The following is a 23,472-nucleotide window of genomic DNA, read 5'->3' on the forward strand; positions in this document are numbered from 1 at the left end:
AAAGTCGCTCGTAGCCGGGCAGGTCGGACATCGATCTCGCGCGCCGACACGCCGAAGCACCGACACACCGAAACGACGCGAGGCGAGGCCCGACCCCAACGTCGAAACGCCCTATCCGCTCAACCGGCGGGTGCGATGTCGACGGGAATCCCGTTCAGCACGGCAGTACCCGACAGCGGGTCGAGATGAGTGCCGTCGTTGAGCTGATTGACGTTGACCCCGGGCCGGTCGGCCGCGAGTCGCTGACCGGTTCCACCGCGGTCATGCCCCCAACCGTGCGGCAGTGAGACCACGCCGCGCCGCAGACCGTCGTTCACCTCGATCGGGGCCAGCAGTTCACCGCCCGGCCCCTTGACCACGGCGATGTCGGTGAGTCCGAGATCAGCTGCGTCGTCGGGGTGAATCTGCAGCGTGCACCGGTTGGACCCGCCCGACAGCGCAGGCAGGTTGTGCATCCAGCTGTTGTTGGACCGCAGATGGCGGCGGCCGATCAGCAAGAACCCGCCCGCCGTCCGGCCGAGCGCATCACGCAGCCGCGCCACATCGGCCACGATCGGCTCCGGTGCGAGTTCGATTCGCCCACTTGGGGTTCGCAGTATCTCGGGGATCCGTGGCCGCAGCGGTCCGAGGTCGATGCCGTGCGGATTGGCCTTCAGCCGCTCCAACGTGAGCCCGTCGGGTTTGGTACCGAACGCGTCGCCGTAGGGCCCGAGCCGCAGCATCATGTCGAGGCGGCGTTCATAACCGGGCCCCGGATACAGCATCGCGGTGAGCTCCTCGACATTGCGCCCCGCCACCGGCGAATCGGGATCGGCAGTCTCCTTGCCCAGCGTCGTCGCGATCACCTGCGAGTCGACCAGGCCGGGATCGCCGCCGGCGCCGACGCCGTAGAGGATCAGGGCGAGCCGGGACAGGATCTCAGGCTCGTCGGGCCGTCCGTCCAGGGGCAGCGCCGGAGACGAATACCGCACGTTGTTGCGCACCGCCAGGTTGTTCAGCGCGACGTCGAAATGCGCGCTGCGGGCCGGTGGGGGCGGCGGCAGGATGACGTCGGCGTGCCGGGTGGTCTCGTTGAGGTACGGGTCGATGGCCAGCATGAATTCGATGCTGTCCAGCGCCCGGTCCAGGCGATCACCGTCTGGCGCGGAGAGCACCGGGTTTCCGGCAATGGTGATCATCGCCTTGATCTGGCCGTCGCCGTCGGTGTCGATCTCCTCGGCGAGTGCGGCGGCCGGAAGTTCGGAGAGCGCTTCGGGATAGCCCGAGACCCGGCTGGCCCACCGCCCGGTCCTGAATCCGCGCCCGGATTTCGGCGGGCGCGGTGCGGGCGCGGTGGCCCCGAGCGCGAACATCGCGCCGCCGGGGCGGTCGAGGTTGCCGGTGAGGATGTTGATCACGTCGACGAGCCAGCTGCCGATGGTGCCGAACTCGACCGTGGAGGTACCCATCCGGCCGTAGACGGCCGCAGTCGGGGCCGCCGCGAGCTCTCTGGCGAGGCAGCGGATATCGCCGGCCGGCACCCCGCAGGCCTGCTCGACGGCCTCGGGCGAGAACGCGTCGGCCAGTGCGCGAACCTCCTCCAAGCCGGTGGCGTGCTCGGCCAACCGTCCGAGATCGACGAGGTCCTCGTCGAACAGCACGTGCACGACGGCGAACAGCAGCGCCGCATCGGTGCCGGGCCGCGGCGCGATGTGACGGTCGGCCAGCTCCGCGGTGCGAGTGCGCGCCGGGTCGATGACGACGAGCGTGCCGCCACGTCTGCGCAAGGCGCGCAGCTTGCCCGGAAAATCAGCGGCGGTGGCCAGGCTGCCGTTGGACACCAGCGGATTCGCACCGATGATCACCAGATAGTCGGTGCGGTCGAGATCGGGCACGGTGAACGCGACGGGACTGCCGAACATCAGGCCCAGGGAGACGTGCTTGGGCATCTGGTCCAGGGTGCTGGCGCTGAACACCTGCCGGGTGCCCAGACCCTTGACGATCAGCGGCGCGTACAGGCTGCCTGCGATGGTGTGGGCGTTCGGATTGCCCAGATACACCCCGACCGAAGCGCCGCCGTGCGCGCCGATGACGGCACCGAGCCGTTCCGCGACGACGGCATACGCCTCGTCCCAGGTGCCCTCGGTCAGCACGCCGTCGCGCCGGATCAGCGGACGCGTCAGCCGGTCCGGGTCGTTGTCGAGCTCACCGAAGCTGGCGCCCTTCGGACAGATGAACCCCGCACTGAACACGTCATCACGATCGCCGCGGGCAGCGGTCACCCGGTCATCGGAGATGGTGAGTGTCAGGCCGCAGGTGGCCTCGCAGAAGGGGCAGATCCGAAGGGCCGTGCGGGTATCAGCCATGCCTGCGATTGTGCGCCGAGCGGTTCCGTTTCGTAAGCCTTCGGCTTAGCCCTGTTCATACACCTTCGGTTCGAGCGTGCCGATGTAGGGCAGGTCCCGGTAGCGCTCGGCGAAGTCCAGGCCGTAGCCGACGACGAACTCGTTGGGGATGTCGAAGCCGACATAGGCGACATCGAGTTCGGTCTTGACGGCCTCGGGCTTGCGCAGCAGCGTGCACACCTTCAGCGAGCGAGGGTGACGAGTGGCCAGGTTGCGCAGCAACCAGGACAGGGTGAGCCCCGAGTCGATGATGTCCTCGACGATCAGCACGTCGCGGTCATTGATGTCGCGGTCGAGGTCCTTGAGGATGCGCACCACGCCCGAGGACGAGGTGGACGAGCCGTAGGAGCTGACCGCCATGAACTCCAACTGCGTGGGCAGCGGGATGGTCCGGGCCAGATCGGTGACGAACATGACGGCGCCCTTGAGCACCGTCACCAGCAGCAGGTCGTCGTTACCAAGGTTGTCGCGGTACTGCTCTGCGATCATCTCGGCGAGTTCGACGGTGCGGGTCCGGATCTGCTCTTCGGACAACAGCACCGATTTGATGTCTCCCGCGTACAGCTCGGCAGAGTCGACAGCCACTGCAACAGCGTGCCATGCGAGGGGGCCGCTTTCCAACGCGGATCGCTAGACCGCTTCGGTGTGCATACTCAGCACGCCGCCGCGCCGCGCCGCGAACAACCGCTGTTTGCGCAGCCCGGACCCGACGGCCACACCCCCCTGCCCGCGCCAGGCCATCACCAGCCGGTCGACGGCGCGGATCTGGATGTCGGTCAGATCACACGCGCCGCCGTCCAGCAACCATGCCCGGATCGCCCGTCGCCGCAGGGCATCGGGCAAGGAAGCCAGCCGGGCGGTGACCAGACCACCGTCCTCGTCCCGAACCCCCGCCAGGGCCTCGGCGGCGAGAGCGTCGAGCGTCTCGGTGTCCTCGCGCAATGCGGTGGCGGTGCGGGCCAGGGCCTCGGCCACCCCGCCGCCGAGTACGTCCTCCAGCAGCGGCAGCACCTCGCGGCGCAGCCTGACCCGGGTGAACCGCGGCTCGGCATTGTGGGGGTCCTGCCACGGGGTGAGGGCCAGTTCGTCGCAGACCGCGTGGGTCAGGGTTCGCCGTACGCCGAGCAGGGGCCGGTGCCACGGCGGGTCATGCGGGCGCATCCCCGCGATCGAGCGGGCACCCGATCCGCGGCCCAGCCCGAGCAACACCGTCTCGGCCTGGTCGTCGAGAGTGTGGCCGAGCAGTACCGGTGCACCGTCACGGGCCTCGTCCAGCGCGGAGTAACGGGCCTGACGCGCCGCGGCCTCCGGGCCACCAGTGCGGCCGACATCGACCGAAATAACATGCGCGGCAACACAACCCAGATCCAGTGCCTGCCGGCGGGCAGAATCGGCGACGGTGTCCGATCCGGCCTGCAGCCGATGGTCGACGATCAGCGCGGTGGTGGGGCGCAGGGCGGCCGCGACGGCGGTCAGCGCCAGGGAATCCGGGCCGCCCGACAGTGCCACGCACCAGACCGAGCCGTCGACGCCCTGGGCGGCGGCCGCGACCGCTTGCCGCAGCGCGGCTACAGCACCCGTTCGATCCATCGTTGTGGTTCGTCGATCTCTTCGGGTTGCGGCAGGGTGTCGGCACTGGACCAGATGGTGTTGAACCGGGCCATGCCCACGGCTCCCACGACATGGTCGACGAAAGCCTTGCCCCGCGTGTACTGGCTCATCTTCGCGTCGAAACCGAGCAGGGCGCGCACCACCCGCTGCAGTGGCGGCTGCTTGCGTTGCCTGCGCTCGTCGAAGCGACGCCGGATGGTCGAGACCGTGGGCACCACCGCCGGGCCGACCGCATCCATCACGTGATCGGCGTGCCCTTCCAGCAGGGTGCCCAGTACCAGCAGCCGATCGAGCGCTCGGCGCTGCGGCTCGGCCTGCACGGCGCGCATCAGGCCGAGGACACCGCTCGAATTCGGGTCCGGCGCAACGCCTTCAGCGCCATTACGCTGCCGGCGGACGAACTGCGCGAGTCGGCCAACCACCTCGGCGACATCCTCACCGGCGTCCTGGGTGAGCACCGCCAGCGATTGCGACATGTGGTCGGCCAGCCACGGGTTGGCGCGGAACTGTACCCGGTGGGTGACCTCGTGCAGGCACACCCACAGGCGGAAATCAGCTGGGGCGACACGCAATTGGCGTTCGACCGCGATGATGTTCGGATACACCAGCAGCAGCTCGCCGCCGTCGGGACCGAACGGATCGTACTGACCGAGGATGCCCGAGGAGACGAACGCCAAAACCGCACCGGTCTGCGCGCCGGTCACCCGGCCGGTGATGAATCCCGGCTTCTCTTCGGCATTTTCGTCGCCAGGCTTGATGCCGGTGGTCATCACCCGCATCGACCGGGTGGCCGCCCGGATCCATTCGGGACGGTCGACCACGCGTGCCTCGGGCACCTCCGCACCCTCGATCAGACCCGTCACCTCACGCACCGGAAGTTCGGCGGCCTTCGAACTCTCCGAGAGCTGTTCGATCACCTGATTGCGGGTGTAGTCGGTGGCTGCGGGCGCCGGGCGGGCCAGCTTCGCCCCGACCGTCGCGGCGAAGTCCCAGTCGACGGCGCGGCCCGCAGTCATGGTGACCCGATCGTTCACGTGCCACACCCACACGACCGCAGCACAGCGGCCAGCTCGTCGATCGCGGTGCGCCCGGTGGGCCCCGCGTTGTTGGAGATCAGCGCGAACGTCAGCACCCGTCCGTTGTCGTCGGTCACGATCCCGGCCAACGCGTTGGTGCCCGTCAGCGACCCGGTCTTGGCTCGCAGCCAGCCTGCGGCGTCACGCCCGGCGTCGGTGTCCAGATACCGGTTGGACAGCGTGCCGCTGCCGCCGGCGATGGGCAGCAGATCCACCAACGGCCGCATGGCCGGTTCGGTGTTGCCCGCCGCGATGTTGACCACCTCGTCGAGAATCCGGGCCGTCAGCAGGTCCTCCGTCGACAGGCCGCTGGAATCGACGAGCTTGGCCGCCGACATGTCGATACCGACGCCCTCGAGCTGGCTCAGCACCGCGTCGACTCCGCCGTCGAAGCTCTGCGGCCGGTTCAGTTGCGCGGCGATCTCGCGCGCGACCGACTCGGCCATCACGTTGTCTGACTCGTTCATCATCTGGCGCAGCCGCTCTATCAGCGGTGCCGACTGCACCGCGGCGATCTGCCTGCCGCCGCCCGGGAGCCCGCCGTTCAGCACCGTCACCGTCGAGGGGTCCACCTTCAGCGCGGCGGCCAGGGCCCGGCCCGCGTCGAGCGCCGGTGTGACCGACCGCCTGGATTCCACCGTCACCGGCTGGGTGCGCCCACCGTCGAGCATCACCGGCTCCATCGGCGCGATGTCACCGCCCTCGATGTCGGCCGGATCCCAGCCCGGCGCCATCGTGGGCCCGCTGTACTCGCTGGTGTCCACCCGGACCGCGGTGACCGTGATGCCACTGCTGCGCACCTGATCGGCCAGGTCACTGATCCGGGCCGCGCCCTTGTACCAGGTGTCGGTGTCCTCGGGCGCCGCCGAGAGTGTGGTGTCCCCGCCGCCCTTGAGCACCACCAGACCGGGCTGCGAGTCGACGGCCAGCACCGTGGTGGCCAGCCGGGCATTGCGGTCGAGCGTGAGCAGCGCGGCCGCCGTGGTCAGCACCTTGTTGACCGACGCGGGCTGCATCTGTACCCCGGAATTCTGTTCCCACAGTTCGGCGCCGGTCTCCGCGTCGGTGATCCGGCCGGTCACCTGACCCAGATCGGGATTGGCCAGCGCCGGAGCGAGCGCCGCGGCCAGGCCGCCGATGGTCGGGCTCGGGGCCGACATGTCCACCGGGACGATCGCCGGGCTGGCGGTCGCCGGCGGAGGTGCGGGCGGGGCCGCCTCGGCATCACTGGAACGGTGCCCGGTGAACACGGCAGCAACCGCGACGACGCCGGCGACCAGCACCAGGACCACGACGCCAACCGCCACATGGGTGGACTGCCGCCACCGAGTGGGCCGCATATTTCTCCTGCTCTGCCGGTGGTGGGGACGAGCCACCCGTTTAGGCCAGACTATCGCTCTATTAGGGTTGACCCGCGTCGTCGCCCGACGACCCAAGCCTGACCGCAGATGCGAAGGAGCCGCGACGGTGAAGTTCGACGTCGTCATCGAGATCCCGAAGGGTTCGCGCAACAAGTACGAGGTTGACCACGAGACCGGCCGGGTCAAACTCGACCGCTACCTCTACACATCGTTCGGTTACCCCACCGACTACGGATTTTTCGAGGACACCCTCGGCGAGGACGGCGACCCGCTCGATGCGCTGGTGCTGCTGCCCGAGTCGGTGTTCCCCGGTTGCATCGTCGAGGCCCGCCCGGTCGCGATGTTCAAGATGACCGACGAGGCCGGTGGCGACGACAAGTTGCTGTGCGTGCCCGCAGGTGATCCGCGCTGGGACCACGTCCAGGACCTCGGCGACGTGCCGCAGTTCGAACTCGACGCGATCAAGCACTTCTTCGTGCACTACAAGGACCTGGAGCCGGGCAAGTTCGTCAAGTCGTCGGACTGGGTGGGCCGCGCCGAGGCCGAAGCCGAACTGCAGCGCTCGATCGAGCGGTTCAAGGGCTCAGCTCACTGATCGGCTCGCCGATCGAAGCGCACCGATCGGAGAATTAGCCTCGCTGTAACACGGGGTAACTCCGCCGTGTCCTGCGCCTCTCATGATTGCCAGGGTGTTGATGCATCAGGGCATGGGACTTGAGGCGTACAACGCACTGCCGATGCGACGCGCGGTGCACGCCGTGTACGAGTGCTGCTACAGCGTGGTGCTGGCCACCGATCTTGCCGGTGGCCGCCCGTTTGCCGACCACGACTCGCTGTTCCGGCAGGCCGACGACCTGATGTTCAGCCTGGGCGAGGATTCCATCGACCGCGTACTGCAGGCCTATCCGCATATCGGCAGGCGCCCGCGCAGCCTGAAGTCGGTGTGTGAACAGTGCTCGGTGTGGGACGACGATCCCGCGGTGATGGCACAGCTGAACACCGAGGTGCTGCACTACACCGAGCGGTTCGGATTCGGCTTCGTGATGTTCGTCGAAGACTGCTGCGCACAGAGGGCCTTGGCCGGGATCGTCGACCGGTTGCACAACGATCGCGAGACCGAACGCAAGGTCGTTCGCAACGAACTGGCGCGGATCAACCGGGCCCGCCTCGAACGCATGCTCGGCCCCGAGGGCGGCTACTACAACTGGTGAGTCAGCGGTTCGCCGCGATCGAGTCTGCCGATGTTGGCGGCGATCTCATCGGCGCGTCCGGCGAACGTGGCGGTGGTGACGCCCGAAGAATGCGGCGTCATCAACACATTGGCCAGTTCGCCGAACGGCAGCTCACTCGGCAGGCCCTTCCCGTCGGGTCCCGGATAGCGGTACCAGACGTCGATCGCGGCGGCCCGTATCCCACCCTCGTAGAGTGCGTCGTACAGCGCACGCTCCGCCACGAGCGGACCGCGCCCGACATTGACGAGCACCCCGTCGCGACCCAGCACCCGCAGCTGCTCGGCGCCGATCATGCCCTGGGTGTCGGTGGTCAGGGGCGCCGACACCACGACGACGTCGGACTCCTCCATGAGCAGGTTGAGCGCGGCGGTGTCGCCGGCCCAGGACAGACCATGTGCTTCCGCGTCCACTCGCCCGGATCCGGTGACCGCGACGCCCGACGAGCCGAGCCCGCGGAACAATTCCCAGACGCACCGGCCGATGTGGCCGAACCCCACGAGGCCGATGCGGGCCTCGCCGATCGCAGGCAATTGCGGCAGGTTGGCGTCGTACACCGAGGTGGCCCACGTGCCGCGGCGCAACGCACGGTCCTGCGCCAGGAAGTCGCGACGCAGCAACACCGCGGCGGCGAGCACGTACTCAGCGATCGACCGCTCGTGATGGAAGGTGTTGGCCACCAACACCTCCGGCCGCAGCGATGCGAAGGCTATCTTGTCGGTGCCCGCGCCCGCGACGTGCACAAGGCGCAGCTTCTCGGCCGCGGCCGCCATCTCGGCGGTGAAACGGCCGCCGACGAACACGTCGGCGTCGCGCAGAGCCTCGATGTCTTTGTTCCAGACCACCTCGGCACCGGGCGGTAAGGCAGCCTCGAAACGCTCACGGTGTGCCAGGAGGTTCGGTTCGGCGACGACGATCTTCATCTCACCTCAATCCCGTTGCAGCGCAGGGCGCTTGCTGTCGAACTTCCATCCGGGCATCAGGTACTGCATGGCCAGCGAATCGTCACGGGCGCCCAACCCGTTGGCCAGGTAAAGCTCATGAGCCGCGGCCACCCGCTCCTCGTCGAGCTCCACGCCCAACCCCGGTGCCGCCGGTACGTCGAGGTAGCCGTCGACGATTCGGAAGGGCTCTGTGGTGATGCGCTGGCCGTCCTGCCAGATCCAGTGTGTGTCGATCGCGGTGATGTCTCCCGGCGCGGCGGCGGCAACATGGGTGAACATCGCCAGCGATACGTCGAAATGGTTGTTGGAGTGCGAACCCCAGGTCAAACCCCAGGCGTCGCACAGCTGAGCGACCCGCACCGACCCGCTCATCGTCCAGAAGTGTGGGTCGGCCAGCGGGATGTCGACGGCGCCGGCCCGGATCGCATGTCCCATCTCACGCCAGTCGGTCGCGATCATGTTGGTCGCGGTCGGGAGCCCGGTGGCCCGTTTGAACTCGGCCATCACCTCCCGGCCCGAGAACGTGCCCTCCGGTCCGACCGGGTCCTCGGCGTAGGCCAGGACATCGGTGAGCTGACGGCAGGTCTCGATCGCGTCGGACAACAGCCAGCCGCCGTTGGGATCGAGGGTGATCCGCGCATCAGGGAACCGTTCGGCCAACGCGGTGACGGCCTTGGCCTCCTCCGGCGCGGGCAGCACGCCACCCTTGAGTTTGAAGTCGCGGAACCCGTAGCGGGCGCGCGCGGCCTCGGCCAGCCGGACGACAGCCTCGGGTGAGAGGGCCTCATCGTGGCGGATGCGTTGCCAGTCATCGGCGTCCGCGGGCTCGTCGTCCGCCGACTGGTACGCCAGGTCGGTGCGGTTGCGGTCACCCACGAAGAACAGGTAGCCGAGCGCCTGTACGCGGTTGCGCTGCTGACCGTCGCCGAGCAACGCCGCGACCGGTACGCCCAGATGCTTGCCGAGCAGATCCAGCAGCGCGGATTCCACCGCCGTCACCGCATGCACCATGACCCGCAGATCAAAGGTCTGCGCACCGCGACCCGCGCTGTCACGGTCGGCGAACTCGCGCCGGATGCTCGCCAGGATGGCGTGGTACGCGCCGAGCGAACGTCCCACCACCAGCTGTCTGGCGTCGTCGAGAGTTCGTCTGATGGGCTCGCCTCCGGGAACCTCCCCCACCCCCGTGTTGCCATCGGAGTCTTTGAGGATCAACAGATTTCTGGTGAAGAAGGGGCCATGCGCACCGCTGAGGTTGAGCAGCATGCTGTCGTGACCGGCGATCGGTATCACGGTCAACTCGGTCACGACGGGTGTCGCGTTCTGTGTACTCATCGGTACTCCAATCTCACTCGAAGCCTCATGCGAACCACTTGTCCCCATTGGCAACCGGGCGGACCACCCGGGATACCTTGTCGCACACCATGCGCAGCGCGTCGACGATGTCGCGTTCCCGTTCCGGCGTCAGCGCCGACCGCGGGACCGAGGCACTGATCGCGTCCTGCGCGGGATGCCGGTAACGCAGCGTGACCGCGAAACACTTGATTCCCGCGGTGTTTTCCTCGTCTTCGGTCGCGTAACCCCGAACTCTGACCTCGTCGAGAGCCGCGTCGAGCGCGGTCCGGTCGGTCAGCGTCCGCGGGGTCAGTGGCGACAGCGTGGCCGGCACGTGCGCATCGAGTTCCGTACCGAACCGCTCGGCGAGAAGCGCCTTGCCGAGCGCGGTCGCGTAGGCCGGCAACCGGCGACCCACCTTGTTGACGGTGCGCATGTACTTCCGGGATTCCCGGGTGGCCAGGTAGACCACGTCGTGCCCGTCGAGCCGGGCGAGGTGGAAGGTCTCGTCGAGATCAGCGCGCAGGTCATCGAGAAACGGGGCGATCATCGGGAGGTACGGGTCGGTGTCCAGATAGCTCGTGCCGACGAGCAGAGCCCGCATCCCGATGCTGTACTGCGCGCCGGCGGCGTCGGAGCGCACCCAGCCCTGCGCCACCAGGGTGCGCAACAGCGCGTGCGCGGAGCTGCGTGGCATTTCCAGCGCCGCGCAGATTTCCCGGATGCGGGTGGGTTGACCGGGCCGCGCCGCCAAGAACTCCAGCAGCTCCACGGTGCGCACCGCGGATTTCACCTTGCGCACCGAAACAGCGTCGTCGGTCGTCAATTCAGCCTCCGATCAATTGGCGGACGATCAGCACCACGGCGCCGATGGTGGATATCGCGATGGCCGCCCAGCGCTGGCGCCGCCGGTCCAGGTGGCGATTCACCCACCGGGACAACACATAACCGAAGACGCACGCCGGCACGAGCATGGCGAACACCACGACCGTGTGGTGACCGATGGAACCCGTGAGTGCGAGCAGCACGAGCGACAGCACGGATCCGACCAGGAAGAAACCGCTCATGGTTCCGCGTAACCGGGCACCGGTGCTGTTCTGCCACACCAGGGCCATCGGCGGTCCACCGATCGACGTGGCGGTGCCCAGCAGACCCGAGGTGGCACCGGCCAGCACGAGGTTGCGGCGGTGCGGGACGGGTACCCAGCCGAAGCTGGTCAGGGCCACACCGCCGAGAACCACCGCGGCCAGCGCGTAGGCCAGCAGTTGCTTGGGCATCACCACCAACAGCAGTGCCCCGGCTACGGTCCCGGGCACCCTCCCTGCCAGGGCCCAGCCGGTGCCTGCGAGGTCGATGTCCTCGCGTTCACGCACCACCACCATCAGCGTGACCATGGTCGCGAGCATGATGAGCGTTCCCGGGATGAGCCCGGGATCGACGATCGCGACTATCGGTGCTGCCAGCATGCCCATGCCGAAACCGATCGAGGCCTGCATGCACGCCGCCAGCACGATTGCGGTGGCGATGATTCCGTAGCCTGCGATGCTCACGCCGAGACCGGTACGGCCGGCTCCAACGGGTGGTGGCATTCGGACACATGGTCGGCCGCCGCCGGGTCCGCCGCGGCCTCCGGCGCCCGCGTCGCGCAGACCTCGGTGGCCTTCCAGCATCGCGTCCGGAAACGGCAGCCCGACGGCGGATTCAGCGGTGAGGGCACCTCGCCCTTCAGCAGGATGCGGTGGTTACGTTGGGCCGCGTCGAGTTTCGGCGCCGCCGACATCAGGGCCGCGGTATAGGGATGGCGCGGGTTCTCGTAGACGTCCTCGGTGCGGCCGCTTTCGATCATGTGGCCCAGGTACATCACCGTGACCCGATCGGCGACGTGGCGGACCACCGACAGATCGTGCGATATGAAGATGTAGGAGATCCCGAGTTCCTGCTGCAGGTCGTTGAGCAGGTTGAGCACCTGGGCCTGCACCGAAAGGTCCAGCGCCGACACCGGTTCGTCGCAGATGATGACGTCGGGGTTGAGCGCCAACGCCCTGGCGATACCGATGCGTTGCCGTTGTCCTCCGGAGAATTCCTGCGGGTACTTGTTGACGGCCTTGGCCCCCAGTCCCACCATGTCGAACAGGCCCCGCACTCTCATCTCCCGGTCCTTGCGGTTCGGGTGCAGGGTCTTGTGGGTGCGCCAGGGCTCGGCGACGATGTCGCCTGCGGTCATGCGCGAGTTCAACGACGCGAAGGGGTCCTGGAACACCATCTGTACCCGTCGGCGAAACTTCAGCAGCTCGGCGCCGCGGAGCGCGAACGGGTCGATGCCATCGAAGGTCACGGTGCCAGAGTCCGGGCGCTCCAGCATCATCAAAGTCCTTGCCAGGGTGGACTTTCCGCAACCGGATTCACCGACCAGACCCAGTGTCTCACCGCGGGCGAGATCCAGGCTGATGCCGTCGAGGGCAACGAGCTGGTTCTTGCCCACCCGGAACGACTTGCGCAGATCGCGGACTGTGAGCAGGTTGTCAGACATCTGTTGCTTCTCCTCCTCGCGTGCGGGTCTCGACCTCTTCGGGGAAGTGGCAGGCGCTGCGCTGTCCGTCACCCTCGAGCGGCGGCCTGGTGGTGACGCAGAGGTCGCGCACCAGTGGGCAGCGATCCTGGTAGACGCAGCCGGCCGGGATCGAGTGCAGGTCCGGCGGTGCCCCGCCGATCGACTTGAGTGTCTCGCCGCGTACCGCACCGACCGGCACGGAGTCGAGCAAGCCCTTGGTGTAGGGGTGTCGGGGTCGGGCGAAAACTTCTGCCACCGGACCGGTTTCGACAACCTGCCCGGCGTACATCACCGCGACCTGGTCGGCTTCTTCGGCCACCAGTGCCAGATCGTGGGTGATCAGCACAACCGCCATGTCGTATTCGCCGCGCAGGCTTTTCAGCAACGCCATGATCTGCGCCTGAACCGTGACGTCCAGTGCGGTGGTCGGTTCGTCCGCGATCAGCACCCGCGGGTTCAGCGCGACGGCCATCGCGATCAGCAGGCGCTGCCGCATGCCGCCGGAGAACTGGTGCGGATAGGAGTTCATCCGTTCCTCCGGCTGCGGGATGCCCACCCGCGCCATGAGTTCCACCGCCCTGCGTTTGGCCTCTTTGGCCTTCATCCCGTGGTGGATACGGAACGGCTCGGCCAGTTGCGTGCCGACGGTGTAGAGCGGATTGAGTGCGGTCAGCGCATCCTGGAACACGATGGCCAGTTCCGGGCCCGCCATCTTGCGCCGGGTCTTGCGGTCGGTGGCCAAGATGTCGACGTCGCCGATGCGCGCTGTTCCGGCTACCACGTCGGCCACTGGTTCCAGCAGGCCGACCAGCGCGGTGGCGGTCATGGACTTGCCGCAACCGGATTCGCCGAGCAGGGCCAGCGTCTGGCCCCGGTGCGCGGCGAAGCTGACGTGGTCGACGGCGCGGACGGTTCCGGTGATGGTGCGGATGTCGACGGTGAGCCCGTCCACCCGCAGGGCGGCGTCGGTGTCGGTGTCAGGGGACGTCGGCGGCTGTTCTACGACAGCACCGCTGCGCTGGGAGGTCATGACAGTGCCCTTCATGGGAGGCGCTTTCCGGTCTTCGTGAAGCGGGACAAGCGTTTCTGCGGGACGGTGAGCCGCCAGCGTTGGCCCGGGTCGGTGGCGATCCGGGCCCAGGCGGCCAGGATGGTGGCCGAGACCGTGGTGACGACGATGGCCACGCCGGGGAAGAAGGACAGCCACCATGCGGTGTGCAGGTAGGTGCGGCCCTGCGCGACCATCAGGCCCCAGCTGACGTCGGGCGGTTGGATGCCGATACCGAGAAAGCTGAGCGAGGATTCGGCCAGCATGACGTAGCAGAAGTCGAGCGTGGCCACGGTCAGCAAAGTGGGCAGCACGATCGGCACCACATGCCGCGTGATGATGGAACGTCCACTGGCCCCGAAGGTCCGGGCCGCGTCGACGAAGACCCGGCTGGACAGCTCGGCCGACTCGGCGCGGGCGGTGCGCAGATACACGGGAATACGGGTGATCGCCAGCACCGCAACGATATTGGCCGCACTCGGGGAGAACACATAGAGCACCACCACGGCCAGCAGCAGCGACGGGAAGCTCATGATGACATCGGCGACGCGCATGGCCAGTGTTTCGCGCCAGCCGCGGTAGAAGCCGGCCCACATGCCGATCAGCGAACCGACGACGGCCGAGATCACCACGGCGGGGATGGCCACCGACAGCGTGGTGCGGCACGCGACGACGAGCCGGGCCAGCATGCTGCGTCCCAGCGGGTCGGTGCCGAGCACGTTGGCCCAACCGTGGGCCAGGGTGAAGGGCGCCTGGTTCGAGTTGTCCAGGTCGATGTGGGTGGCGAGGTTGCCCATCAGCATGGGCCCGAACACCGCGGTGAGGATCACCAGGCCGAGTACCACGGCGGCGACGGCGGCCACCCGGTCGTTGACCAGCAGCCGGAACCAGACCGTGCGCCTGCGGGTCGGCTCGGTCTCCGGTTCGCCGACGATGGCGGTGGTGGGTTTGACTGGTACCAGGTCGATTTGCGTGCTCACGGTGCCTACCCCTAGACCTTTGCCGGTTCCCGTACGCGTGCGTCCAGCAGCGCATAGCAGGCGTCGATGATGATGTTCAGCAGGAAGATGCTCACGGCGGTGAGCAGGACGGCGGCCTGCAGGACGGCGAAGTCGCGCTGCAGGATCGCGTCGATCATGAGCTTGCCGATGCCGGGCCAGCCGAAGATGGCCTCGACCACGACCGCGCCGTTGATCAGTCCCACGGCGAGATCGCCTGCCACGGTCAGGGCCGGCGCGGCGGCATTGCGCAGCGCATGGTGGCTGACGACACGGAGGTCACCTGCGCCCTTGCTGCGCGCCAACCGGACGTACGGCGCCGAAAGAGCCGAGACCATTGCGCCGCGGACCACCTGGGTGAGCACCCCGAGCGGGCGGATCATCAGTGTGGCGATCGGAAGAATCCACGACAGCATGCCGTCGTCCACACCCGAGGTGGGCAACACACCCAACAGCACCGAGAACAGCCAAACCCCGGTGATGGCGAACCAGAAGTCGGGAATGCTGGCGGCGGTCATGGACAGCAGGCTGGAGAACCGGTCGGCCAGCGAGTTGGGGCGGTAGGCCGCCCAGCAGCCGACGATGACCGCACCGATGATCGCGAGCAACATGGTGGTGAGCGCGAGTTGCAGCGTGGCCGGGAAGGCTCGCAGTGCCATCGCGGAAGCGGATTCGCCTGTGCGCAACGATGTTCCGAAGTCGAGATGGACCACCCCTTTGAAGTAGTCCACCAGCTGGGTGAAGACCGGCTGGTCGAATCCGTGCTGGTGGGCGAACGCCTCGCGCTGGTCGGCGGTGGCGGACTCCGGTAGGTACAGGTTGGTCGGATCACCGGTGAGGCGGGCGAGCAGGAACACGCCGAGCAGCACGATGATCAACGGGATCAGGCTGGTGTACATCCGGCGCCGGACGAAGGGGAACATCGGGTTCAGCTCCTGTCGGTGCGGTCGGTCTGAGCGGGCGCCATCTCCGACAGCCGCATCTCGTCGCCGGTGGCGGAGTTGGGCGTGTAGTCCACCCGGGGCGACTTGCCGAGAATGCCCTTCATGTGTGCGATGTAGGCGAACTGCATGATCTGCTGCGGTTCCTCGGCGAACAGTTTCGCGAACGCATCCTGGCGGGCCTGACCGGTGAGGGCTTCGGCGGCTCGGATCAACTTGTCGAATTCCGGTGTGCCGTAGGCGCTCTGCGGCCCCTGGGACAGCATGTACTGGTCCATGGTGAAGGCGGCGTCGCCTGCCTGGTTCCCGTGCATGATCATCAGGAGGTAGGGACCGGTGTCGGCCGGGAACGGGCGCAGCTGGTATTGCAACTGGCCGGCGGTGTCCATCATCTCGATCTTGACGTTGAGCCCGATCTCGGCGAATTCGCTCTGCAGCACCTCGATGGTCTCGGAGATCTTCGGGAACTGGGCGGTGCGGCCGATCAGCCGGATCTGGCGGTCCACCGGCACCCCGTCCGCCTTCGCCTCGGCGATGAGCGCTTTGGCCTTGTCGAGATCGTGGGGCCATAACGCGAGTCGATCGTTGTACCCGACGACACCCGACGGGATGAGCTGGGAGGCCGGCTCTCCGAGCCCACGGAACAGGGCTTTGACGATGCCGGTCCGGTTGACCGAATAGTTGATGGCCTGCCGCACGCGGATGTCGTTGAGCGGCGCCTCACCCGCCTGCATTCGCAGCGCGGTGGTCTCGTTGTTCTGGAACGGAACGCCGCGGTCGCCGGCCCCGTCCTCGGGCCCCAGCGAGGTGGCGATGTCCGCCTCGTCATTGGTGATCATGGCCGCACGCACGCTGCCCTCACTACGCCACTGGTACTCGGCGCGAGCGAAGGCCGGCTTGTCGCCCCAGTAGCGGTCGTTGCGCTTGAGCAACAGCTTCTGGCCGTATTCCCAGTCGGAGATCGCATACGGCCCGGTTCCGATCGGCTCGCGCACCTTCTCGGTCGTGCTGGTGCTCGACGGCACGATCTCGACGAATGAGATGCGCAGCGGAAGAATCGGATCCGGCTTGGGCGTGCCGACGACAACGGTGTTCTCGTCAGGCGCCGTGACGTCGAGCTTGTCGTCGCCGAACACATAACCGTCGACGTTGCACTGCAGGTCGGAGTTCACCGCGCGATCGATCGAGAAGGCGGCGTCCCTGGCGGTGAACGGAGCGCCGTCGGAGAAGCTGACGCCTTTGCGAATGTCGAAAGTCCATTGGTCAGGCGCGGTTTGGCGCCACCCGGTAGATAGCAGCGGCTTCAGGTCGCCGGTGTCGGGATCGCGCTCGATGAGCGGTTCGGTGATGTTGGACCGCACCACGATGCCGGTCGAAGTCAGCGAGCTCTCGCAAGGTTCCAGGGTGGGCGGCTCCTGGGAGATGACGATGCGCAGCGTGCCGGGGTCGTAGCCACCGTGCGCGGTATTGGCGACCGTGCACCCCGCGGTGAGCGCGCAGGCGCCCAGGGCGACTGCCGGAGCGGCGAGAAATCGCCTCATGGATCCTCCAGGGTGTGACGTCCACGTATGTGGATGCTGTTTGTGATCGCAGACACACGCTATGAACGTCCGCCGACAGCCGTCAACCCACGGAAAACGGCCGAATCGGCCTGAATTCGCGCTGGCGAACCCCCGAACAGGGAGGCCTAATTAGGCGCCTGACCAGCGCATATCGCGCCATGACAGACCGACATATACGGCTACGGCAATGCCGTGGCGGCAATTATGCAGCTTGCGTATCAACCCATGCTATTTCCGTGTTGGACGGGTATTTGCAGGCAGGCTTACCGTAGCTGCATCCCGACCGAGGAGTACGTGTGCCCGAATCAGTTTCCACCCGTCGCGTCCTACAGGTGGGCCCGCTCAAGCCGTCGCTCGCCGAGACCCTTCGCACCGGGTACGACGCGTGGGTGCTACCCGAGGGTGCCGACCGCGCGACGTTCCTGGCCGAACACGGCGCCGCCGTGACCACGGCAGTGACATCGGGGCGCACGGGTGTGGACGCCGACCTGATGGCGTCGCTGCCCAATCTCGGCGCGGTGATCAACTTCGGCGTCGGATACGACACCACAGACGTTGCCGAGGCCGCCGCGCGAGACATCGTGGTCAGCAACACTCCCGATGTACTCAGTGACTGCGTGGCCGACACCGCAGTCGGATTGTTGATCGACACGATGCGGCAGTTCTCGGCCTCTGACCGCTATCTACGGCAGGGCCGTTGGGTGACCGACGGCAATTACCCACTGACCCACAAGGTTTCAGGATCCCGCATCGGCGTCATCGGGCTCGGCCGCATCGGTCAGGCGATCGCCGCCCGGCTGGTCGCATTCGGTTGCCCGATCAGCTACCACAACCGGCGCGAGGTTCCCGACAGCCCGTACACCTATGTCGCGTCCGCCGTCGAACTCGCCCGCCAGGTCGACGTCCTGATCATCGCTGCGGCGGGCGGCAGCGGAACCCGCCATCTGGTCGACCGCGAGGTCCTCGCCGCGCTCGGGCCCGACGGCTACCTCATCAACATCGCCCGGGGCAGCGTCGTCGATGAACAAGCCCTCGTCGACGCCCTGACCGACGGCAGGCTGGCCGGAGCCGGCCTCGATGTGTTCACCGACGAACCGCACGTGCCCGAGGCGTTGCTGTCTCTGGACAACGTGGTGCTGCTCCCCCACGTCGGCAGCGGGACGGTGGAGACGCGGGCCGCCATGGAGGCGCTGACCCTGGCCAATCTGGACAAGTTCCTGGAATCGGGCCAACTCGTCACGCCGGTGCCCATGCCCGCTCCGGCGGCCCAGTAGTCGGCCTTCTCATCCGCGAGGTCGACGCAAGGGTCGCAGATACCTGCGCCGAACAACCATTTCGTCGATCTCGTGACAGTTCAGACCAAGCTCAACCCACGAAGTCTTCGACGAGATCGTCAGTGGTCCACTCGCGCTGCGGCAACACGTCGCGCAGCAGCCTCAACAGGGCCGGGTTGGTGCTGTCGCCACGCCAGACCGCGTCGAGTTCGACCGGACGTTCCCGGAACGCGCCGATGGAGCGGAACACCACGCCCTCGGGATGCAATGTGGCCGCCGAGGCGGGCACCAGCGCGATGCCGATGCCCGAGCGCACCAATACCAGCATGGTGTGCACCTGGGTGACGTACTGGACGTAACGCGGGGTCGCACCGGCGATGGTGAAGGTGCTGATCAAGAGTTCGTTGAAATAGCGCGCCTGCACCGGCGAGTACATGATCATGTCCTCGCCGTCGAGATCGTTGAGAGTGAGCTGGCGGCTCATGTCCACCAGCGGGTGCGCGGCGGGCAACGCGGCGATGAGCTGCTCGTGCAGCAGCGGCCGGGATACCAGGCCCGGCCGTTTCAGGGGCGGTCTGGCCATTCCCAGGTCCAGTTCGCCCGTCATGAGCCCTTCGATCTGGGCGGCGGTGACCATCTCGCGCAGGTCGAGGTTCACGTCTGGTAGCCGCTCACGCGCAGCGTCGAGCAGTGGTGGCAGGATAGCGTGCGCCGACGCCGCAGTGAATCCGATCACGACGGTGCCGAGATCTCCTGCGGGAACCCGCTTTACATTGAGTGCAGCGCCTTCGGCCAACTGCAGGATTCGCCGCGCGTCGGGCAGGAATGCCACACCTGCCGGTGTCAGCGTGACCGAGCGGGTGGTGCGGTCGATCAGGTGCACGCCGAGTTCGCTCTCCAACTGCTGGATCTGGCGACTCAGTGGCGGCTGGGTCATGTGCAGCCGTTCGGCGGCCCGCCCGAAGTGGAGCTCTTCGGCCACCGCGATGAAGCACGAGAGCCTCGACAGTGAAAACACCGACGAAGCCTATCGCCGATGCGACCCGATAAATGCGCATATCGCATGGATGCACGCGATTGACGGCCGCAGCGCGAATATATCCCGCGATCGCGGCCACGCGAGGGCGCCGTGGCCGGCCACCCCACCTACCAGCGCGGGCTGACGGCCTCGAAAGACGGATCGACGCTGCGCATGTAGCCGGTGTCGTCGCGATCGGTGAGGCCGCAGCGAAGGTACTGCTCGTGGAGGGCGGCCAGCGCGTCGTCGTCGATCTGCACTCCCAGACCGGGACCGGTCGGCACCGGCACCGAGCCAGAGCGGAATTCGAGCACACCGGGCCGGACGACATCCTCGGTCTTCCACGGCCAGTGGGTGTCGCACGCGTAGGTGAGATCCGGCGTGGCCGCGGCCAGGTGCACCATTGCGGCCAGGCTGATCCCCAGGTGGGAGTTGGAGTGCATGGACAATCCCATGCCGAACGTGTCGCAGATGCCTGCCAGCAGCCTGGACCGCTGCAACCCGCCCCAGTAGTGGTGGTCGGAGAGCACCACCGACACCGAGTTCTTGGCGACCGCGGGTGCCAGTTGATCGAACGCCACCACACACATGTTGGTGGCCAACGGCATCGGCGCCTGGGCCGCGACCTCCGCCATGCCGTCCAAACCCGGTGTCGGATCCTCGAGATACTCCAGCACCCCGGCCAGCCGGGCCGCCACCTTCAGCGATGTCTCGGGAGTCCAGGCAGCGTTCGGGTCAAGCCGCAGCGGATGATCGCCGAATTCAGCCCGCAGCGCCTCGATCGCGGCCACCTCCTCTTCGGGAGGAAATACGCCGCCCTTGAGTTTGATTGCACTGAAACCATATTCGTCGACCATCCGACGCGCCTGGGCCACGATGCCGTCGGGGTCGAGCGCCTCGCCCCAACTGTCGGGTTCGGCGCCCGGGTGCGCGGCCCACTTGTAGAACAGATACGCGCTGAACGGCACCTCGTCACGCACCGCGCCGCCAAGCAGATCCGACACGGGCCGGCCGGTGGCCTGCCCTGCCACGTCGAGACACGCCACCTCGAACGGCGAGAACACCTGGTCGACCGCACTGGCCGAGGTGATCATGCCCGCGGTCCCGACCGCCGCCGTGTCCCCTCGCAGCCGCTCGGCGATGGATGCACGAACAGTGTTGAGGGCAAAGACATCCTGGCCGACGATCGCATCGGCGGCGGCCCGCAGCCGCTGTAGGTGCAGGGTATCGGCGTAGGTCTCGCCGAGCCCGGTCAGACCCGCGTCGGTGTCCAGCTGGATGATCGCCCGCAGCGCGAACGGCTCATGCACGCCGACGGTGTTGAGCAACGGCGCATCGGCGAAGGCAACAGGCGTGATGCGCGCGCCGGTGATCCGGATCCGCTCAGCGGACATCAGTGCACCAGGGCGTCGGCGAGCACCGCCCGCCCGGCCGCGAGGATCCGGCGCAGCTCGGCGACATCGTCCGGACCGGCATCGACCAGCGGGGGACGCACCGGGCCGGCAGGGATCCCCTCCAGGGTCACCCCTGCTTTCACCAGTGAGACCGCATACCCCGGCACACTGTCACGCAGCCGGACGAGCGGATGGTAGAACTCGCGCAACAGTGCGGCGGTCAACTGCTCGTTGCCGGTCTCCAGCGCCTGGTAGAAGGCCAGCGAGATATCGGGTGCGAACGCGAAGGCGGCGGACGAGTACAGGGTCACGCCGATGGCGCGGTACGCCTGCTGCGACACCTCCGCGGTGGGCAGGCCGTTGAAGAACTGGAAGGGCTTACCGCTCGGCTCCAACGCATCGGTGACCGAGCGCACGATGCGCGACACCTGATCGAGATCTCCTGTGCCGTCCTTGAATCCGACCACATTCGGCATGAGTGCGACCTCGATTGCGGAGGCCTCGGTGTAGCGCGCGTTGTTACGGTTGTAGACCACGACGGGCAGGTCGGTGACAGCGCAGACCTCCCGCGTGTACGCCACGAGGCCCGCCTGCGGCATCTCCACGAGATACGGCGGGAGCAGCAGGAGCCCGTCCGCCCCGGCTTCTGCGGCCACCTCGGCGAAGGCCTTGGCCGACGCGATGGAACCGCCCGCACCCGCGTACACCGGAACCCGGCCTGCGACCACCTCGACGGCGGTGCGCACCACGGTTCGCATCTCCTCGGGATCGAGCGCATGGAATTCTCCGGTGCCGCAACCGATGAACACGCCGCCCGGTCCGGCCTCGACCCCCTTGGCGACGTGCTGCGCGAGCAGTTCCACGTCGAGGGCACCGGCCGCGGTGAGTGGGGTTACCGGGAAGAACAGGACGCCGTCCAGCATGTGTCTACTCCTTGTTTCGTCGAGATCAGTCTTTGGTGAGTTGGCCGTCGATACGGCGCCACAGTCCGTCCGGATTTCCGTCGGCAACGGCAGTGGGCAGCAAGGACTTCGGCGCATCCTGGTAGCACACCGGCCGCAGGAACCGCTCAATGGCGCGGGCGCCGACCGATGTGGTGCGCGAATCGGAGGTCGACGGGAAGGGCCCGCCGTGAACCATGGCGTGGCCGACCTCGACGCCTGTCGGCCAGCCGTTGAACAGAATCCGGCCCGCCTTGAGCTCCAGGACGTCCAGCAGTTCGCCTGCTTGGGCGTGGTCGGACTCGTCGGCCTGGATCGTGGCCGTCAGCTGCCCTTCGAGGCCACCCGCCAACCGCAGCATCTCATCGGCGTCAGCACACCGCACGATCACGCCTGCCGCACCGAACACCTCGGCCTGCAACGTTTGGGAGTCCAGGAAGGTGGGCGCATCGGTGGCGAACAGCGCGGCTCGGCACGAGGCCGCCGGCGCCTGGTCTTCGGATCCCCGCGCGATGAGCGTGGCTTCGCCCTGCAGTGCCGCCACCCCGCGACCGAAGCTGTCGGCGATGGCGGGCGTCAGCATCGCGGTCGGCGCACTTGCCGCCACGGCTTCGCCGGCCGCCGCGATGAACGCGTCCAGCTCGGGACCGTCGGCCGCGATCACGAGGCCGGGATTGGTGCAGAACTGCCCCGAGCCCAGCGTGAGGGACCCGACGAAGGCCCGGCCCAGCTCGGCTCCGCGACTCGACAGCGCACCGCCAAGCAGGAATACCGGGTTGACGGCGCTCATCTCGGCGTACACCGGAATCGGTTCGGGACGGGCGGCCGCAGCGGCGACCAGCGCCATGCCGCCCGCCCGGGAGCCGGTGAATCCGACGGCCTTGATCCGCGGATCGGTGACCAGAGCGGTACCGAGATCGGGACCGTATCCGTAGAGCAGGGAGAACGTTCCGGCGGGTAGGCCGAGGGCCGCGACAGCCTCGGTGATCGCCCGGCCGACGAGCTCGGACGTGCCGGGGTGCGCGTCGTGTGCCTTGACCACGACCGGGCATCCGGCCGCCAGCGCGGAGGCCGTATCGCCGCCTGCCACCGAGAAGGCCAGCGGGAAGTTGCTGGCACCGAATACTGCGACGGGTCCCAGCGGCACGCTGCGCTGACGAATGTCGGGACGCGGCAGCGGGTGTCGATCGGGCTGTGCGGGATCGATGCGGGCCTGATTCCAGCTGCCCTCCCGAAGCACTCCGGCGAACAGCCGCAGTTGGCCTGCGGTGCGGCCGACCTCGCCGGTCAGCCGTGCCCGTGGCAGACCACTCTCGGCGTGAGCGCGCTCCACGAGTGCCTCACCGATCGACTCGAGGTTGGCGGCGATCGCCTCGAGGAATCGGGCCCTGGTCTCGATCGGCGCCGACCGGTACCCCGTGAAAGCCTCGGCCGCGGCAGCGCAAGCCCCTTCGACATGCGAGCGGTCACCGTACGGATACGGCGGCTCAAGGGGGTTTCCCGTCTGCGGATCGACGCCGCGGATCTCCTTGCCGGTACCCCGCACGGAAGTTCCCGCGATCAACATCTGCCCGGACAGGTCTGTCGTCTGCACCATCGATGTCATAAGGGCACGGTACGACCCCTATAAATACATGTCCAAGTCAAAATATCCACTCACTGATGCATCGATTGCATTAGTTCTCTGGCCTTAGCGCGGAAGAAGAGCCGGCAGCCCCCGCCAGGTGGGCCGTGGCGAGCGGCCGTTGTTTACACCGTTATTATTTGTCGACGCCTCCATAGGCGCCCCAATCACCCCGGAGGTG

21 protein-coding genes are annotated in these 23,472 nt (G+C 67.5%); 3 read left to right on the top strand and 18 right to left on the bottom strand.

Features of this window, described 5'->3' with window-relative positions; translation table 11 throughout:
• Nucleotides 1-119: 119 nt before the first annotated feature.
• Genes H977_RS0113355 through dacB form a run of 5 tightly spaced genes read right to left on the bottom strand, consistent with a single transcriptional unit; the run spans nt 120 to nt 6,411 of the window.
• The gene (locus tag H977_RS0113355; protein ID WP_029108349.1) at nt 120-2,345 is read right to left on the bottom strand and encodes a molybdopterin-dependent oxidoreductase; all 2,226 of its coding nucleotides are present in this window, start codon (nt 2,343-2,345) and stop codon (nt 120-122) included.
• Nucleotides 2,346-2,390: 45 nt separating this feature from the next.
• The gene (gene hpt / locus H977_RS0113360; RefSeq protein WP_029108350.1) at nt 2,391-2,969 is read right to left on the bottom strand and encodes a hypoxanthine phosphoribosyltransferase; all 579 of its coding nucleotides are present in this window, start codon (nt 2,967-2,969) and stop codon (nt 2,391-2,393) included.
• Between the two features lie 45 nt (nt 2,970-3,014).
• Entirely contained in the window at nt 3,015-3,974 is a 960-nt protein-coding gene (gene tilS, locus H977_RS0113365) for a tRNA lysidine(34) synthetase TilS (RefSeq protein WP_029108351.1), read from the bottom strand.
• Nucleotides 3,953-5,011: an Rv3626c family coenzyme F420 biosynthesis-associated protein gene (locus H977_RS0113370; protein WP_051288867.1), complete on the bottom strand. Its 1,059-nt coding sequence runs from the start codon at nt 5,009-5,011 to the stop codon at nt 3,953-3,955. Before H977_RS0113370 ends, tilS begins: the two co-directional genes overlap by 22 nt.
• Nucleotides 5,012-5,025: 14 nt before the next feature.
• Nucleotides 5,026-6,411, bottom strand: a complete 1,386-nt coding sequence (dacB, locus tag H977_RS0113375) for a D-alanyl-D-alanine carboxypeptidase/D-alanyl-D-alanine endopeptidase (protein WP_029108353.1) — start codon at nt 6,409-6,411, stop codon at nt 5,026-5,028.
• Nucleotides 6,412-6,538: 127 nt separating this feature from the next.
• On the opposite strand from dacB, the gene H977_RS0113380 reads away from it, so the two are divergent.
• Nucleotides 6,539-7,027: an inorganic diphosphatase gene (locus H977_RS0113380; protein ID WP_029108354.1), complete on the top strand. Its 489-nt coding sequence runs from the start codon at nt 6,539-6,541 to the stop codon at nt 7,025-7,027.
• A gap of 100 nt (nt 7,028-7,127) precedes the next feature.
• Nucleotides 7,128-7,643 carry a 2-oxo-4-hydroxy-4-carboxy-5-ureidoimidazoline decarboxylase gene (locus H977_RS0113385; RefSeq protein ID WP_036476010.1) on the top strand — a complete coding sequence of 172 codons (516 nt, stop codon included), beginning with the start codon at nt 7,128-7,130 and terminating at the stop codon, nt 7,641-7,643.
• Here the strand turns inward: H977_RS0113385 and H977_RS0113390 are convergent.
• The 9 genes from H977_RS0113390 to H977_RS0113430 are packed head-to-tail and all read right to left on the bottom strand — an operon-like array spanning nt 7,631 to nt 17,019.
• Entirely contained in the window at nt 7,631-8,584 is a 954-nt protein-coding gene (locus H977_RS0113390; protein ID WP_029108356.1) for a 2-hydroxyacid dehydrogenase, read from the bottom strand. The genes H977_RS0113385 and H977_RS0113390 overlap by 13 nt on opposite strands.
• Nucleotides 8,585-8,590: 6 nt before the next feature.
• Nucleotides 8,591-9,940: an enolase C-terminal domain-like protein gene (locus tag H977_RS0113395; RefSeq protein WP_029108357.1), complete on the bottom strand. Its 1,350-nt coding sequence runs from the start codon at nt 9,938-9,940 to the stop codon at nt 8,591-8,593.
• Between the two features lie 25 nt (nt 9,941-9,965).
• Entirely contained in the window at nt 9,966-10,766 is an 801-nt protein-coding gene (locus H977_RS0113400) for an IclR family transcriptional regulator (protein WP_029108358.1), read from the bottom strand.
• A gap of 1 nt (nt 10,767) precedes the next feature.
• Nucleotides 10,768-11,490 carry a sulfite exporter TauE/SafE family protein gene (locus H977_RS0113405; protein WP_029108359.1) on the bottom strand — a complete coding sequence of 241 codons (723 nt, stop codon included), beginning with the start codon at nt 11,488-11,490 and terminating at the stop codon, nt 10,768-10,770.
• Nucleotides 11,487-12,470 carry an ABC transporter ATP-binding protein gene (locus H977_RS0113410; RefSeq protein WP_029108360.1) on the bottom strand — a complete coding sequence of 328 codons (984 nt, stop codon included), beginning with the start codon at nt 12,468-12,470 and terminating at the stop codon, nt 11,487-11,489. Before H977_RS0113410 ends, H977_RS0113405 begins: the two co-directional genes overlap by 4 nt.
• Entirely contained in the window at nt 12,463-13,521 is a 1,059-nt protein-coding gene (locus H977_RS33035; RefSeq protein WP_051288868.1) for an ABC transporter ATP-binding protein, read from the bottom strand. Before H977_RS33035 ends, H977_RS0113410 begins: the two co-directional genes overlap by 8 nt.
• A gap of 11 nt (nt 13,522-13,532) precedes the next feature.
• Complete coding sequence (locus H977_RS0113420) at nt 13,533-14,474, bottom strand: ABC transporter permease (protein ID WP_231395956.1); 942 nt, start codon at nt 14,472-14,474, stop codon at nt 13,533-13,535.
• Nucleotides 14,475-14,530: 56 nt separating this feature from the next.
• Complete coding sequence (locus H977_RS0113425; RefSeq protein ID WP_029108362.1) at nt 14,531-15,460, bottom strand: ABC transporter permease; 930 nt, start codon at nt 15,458-15,460, stop codon at nt 14,531-14,533.
• A gap of 5 nt (nt 15,461-15,465) precedes the next feature.
• Nucleotides 15,466-17,019 carry an ABC transporter substrate-binding protein gene (locus tag H977_RS0113430; RefSeq protein WP_029108363.1) on the bottom strand — a complete coding sequence of 518 codons (1,554 nt, stop codon included), beginning with the start codon at nt 17,017-17,019 and terminating at the stop codon, nt 15,466-15,468.
• 317 nt (nt 17,020-17,336) lie between these two features.
• On the opposite strand from H977_RS0113430, the gene H977_RS0113435 reads away from it, so the two are divergent.
• Complete coding sequence (locus H977_RS0113435; protein WP_029108364.1) at nt 17,337-18,314, top strand: 2-hydroxyacid dehydrogenase; 978 nt, start codon at nt 17,337-17,339, stop codon at nt 18,312-18,314.
• A 91-nt stretch (nt 18,315-18,405) separates the two neighbouring features.
• Here H977_RS0113435 and H977_RS0113440 read toward each other — a convergent pair whose 3' ends face one another.
• From H977_RS0113440 to H977_RS0113455, 4 genes are all read right to left on the bottom strand, one after another.
• Entirely contained in the window at nt 18,406-19,332 is a 927-nt protein-coding gene (locus tag H977_RS0113440; protein WP_029108365.1) for a LysR family transcriptional regulator, read from the bottom strand.
• A gap of 128 nt (nt 19,333-19,460) precedes the next feature.
• Nucleotides 19,461-20,726, bottom strand: coding sequence for a glucarate dehydratase family protein (locus H977_RS0113445; protein WP_029108366.1), 1,266 nt, complete (start codon nt 20,724-20,726; stop codon nt 19,461-19,463).
• Nucleotides 20,726-21,649 carry a 5-dehydro-4-deoxyglucarate dehydratase gene (locus tag H977_RS0113450; RefSeq protein ID WP_029108367.1) on the bottom strand — a complete coding sequence of 308 codons (924 nt, stop codon included), beginning with the start codon at nt 21,647-21,649 and terminating at the stop codon, nt 20,726-20,728. The genes H977_RS0113445 and H977_RS0113450 overlap by 1 nt, the downstream gene beginning before the upstream one ends.
• A 25-nt stretch (nt 21,650-21,674) precedes the next feature.
• Nucleotides 21,675-23,273 (bottom strand): aldehyde dehydrogenase (NADP(+)), encoded by a 1,599-nt coding sequence (locus H977_RS0113455; protein ID WP_029108368.1) that lies wholly within the window; start codon nt 23,271-23,273, stop codon nt 21,675-21,677.
• Nucleotides 23,274-23,472: the final 199 nt, after the last annotated feature.

This window comes from Mycobacterium sp. URHD0025 (genome assembly GCF_000426065.1).
In the GTDB taxonomy this organism is placed as follows: domain Bacteria; phylum Actinomycetota; class Actinomycetes; order Mycobacteriales; family Mycobacteriaceae; genus Mycobacterium.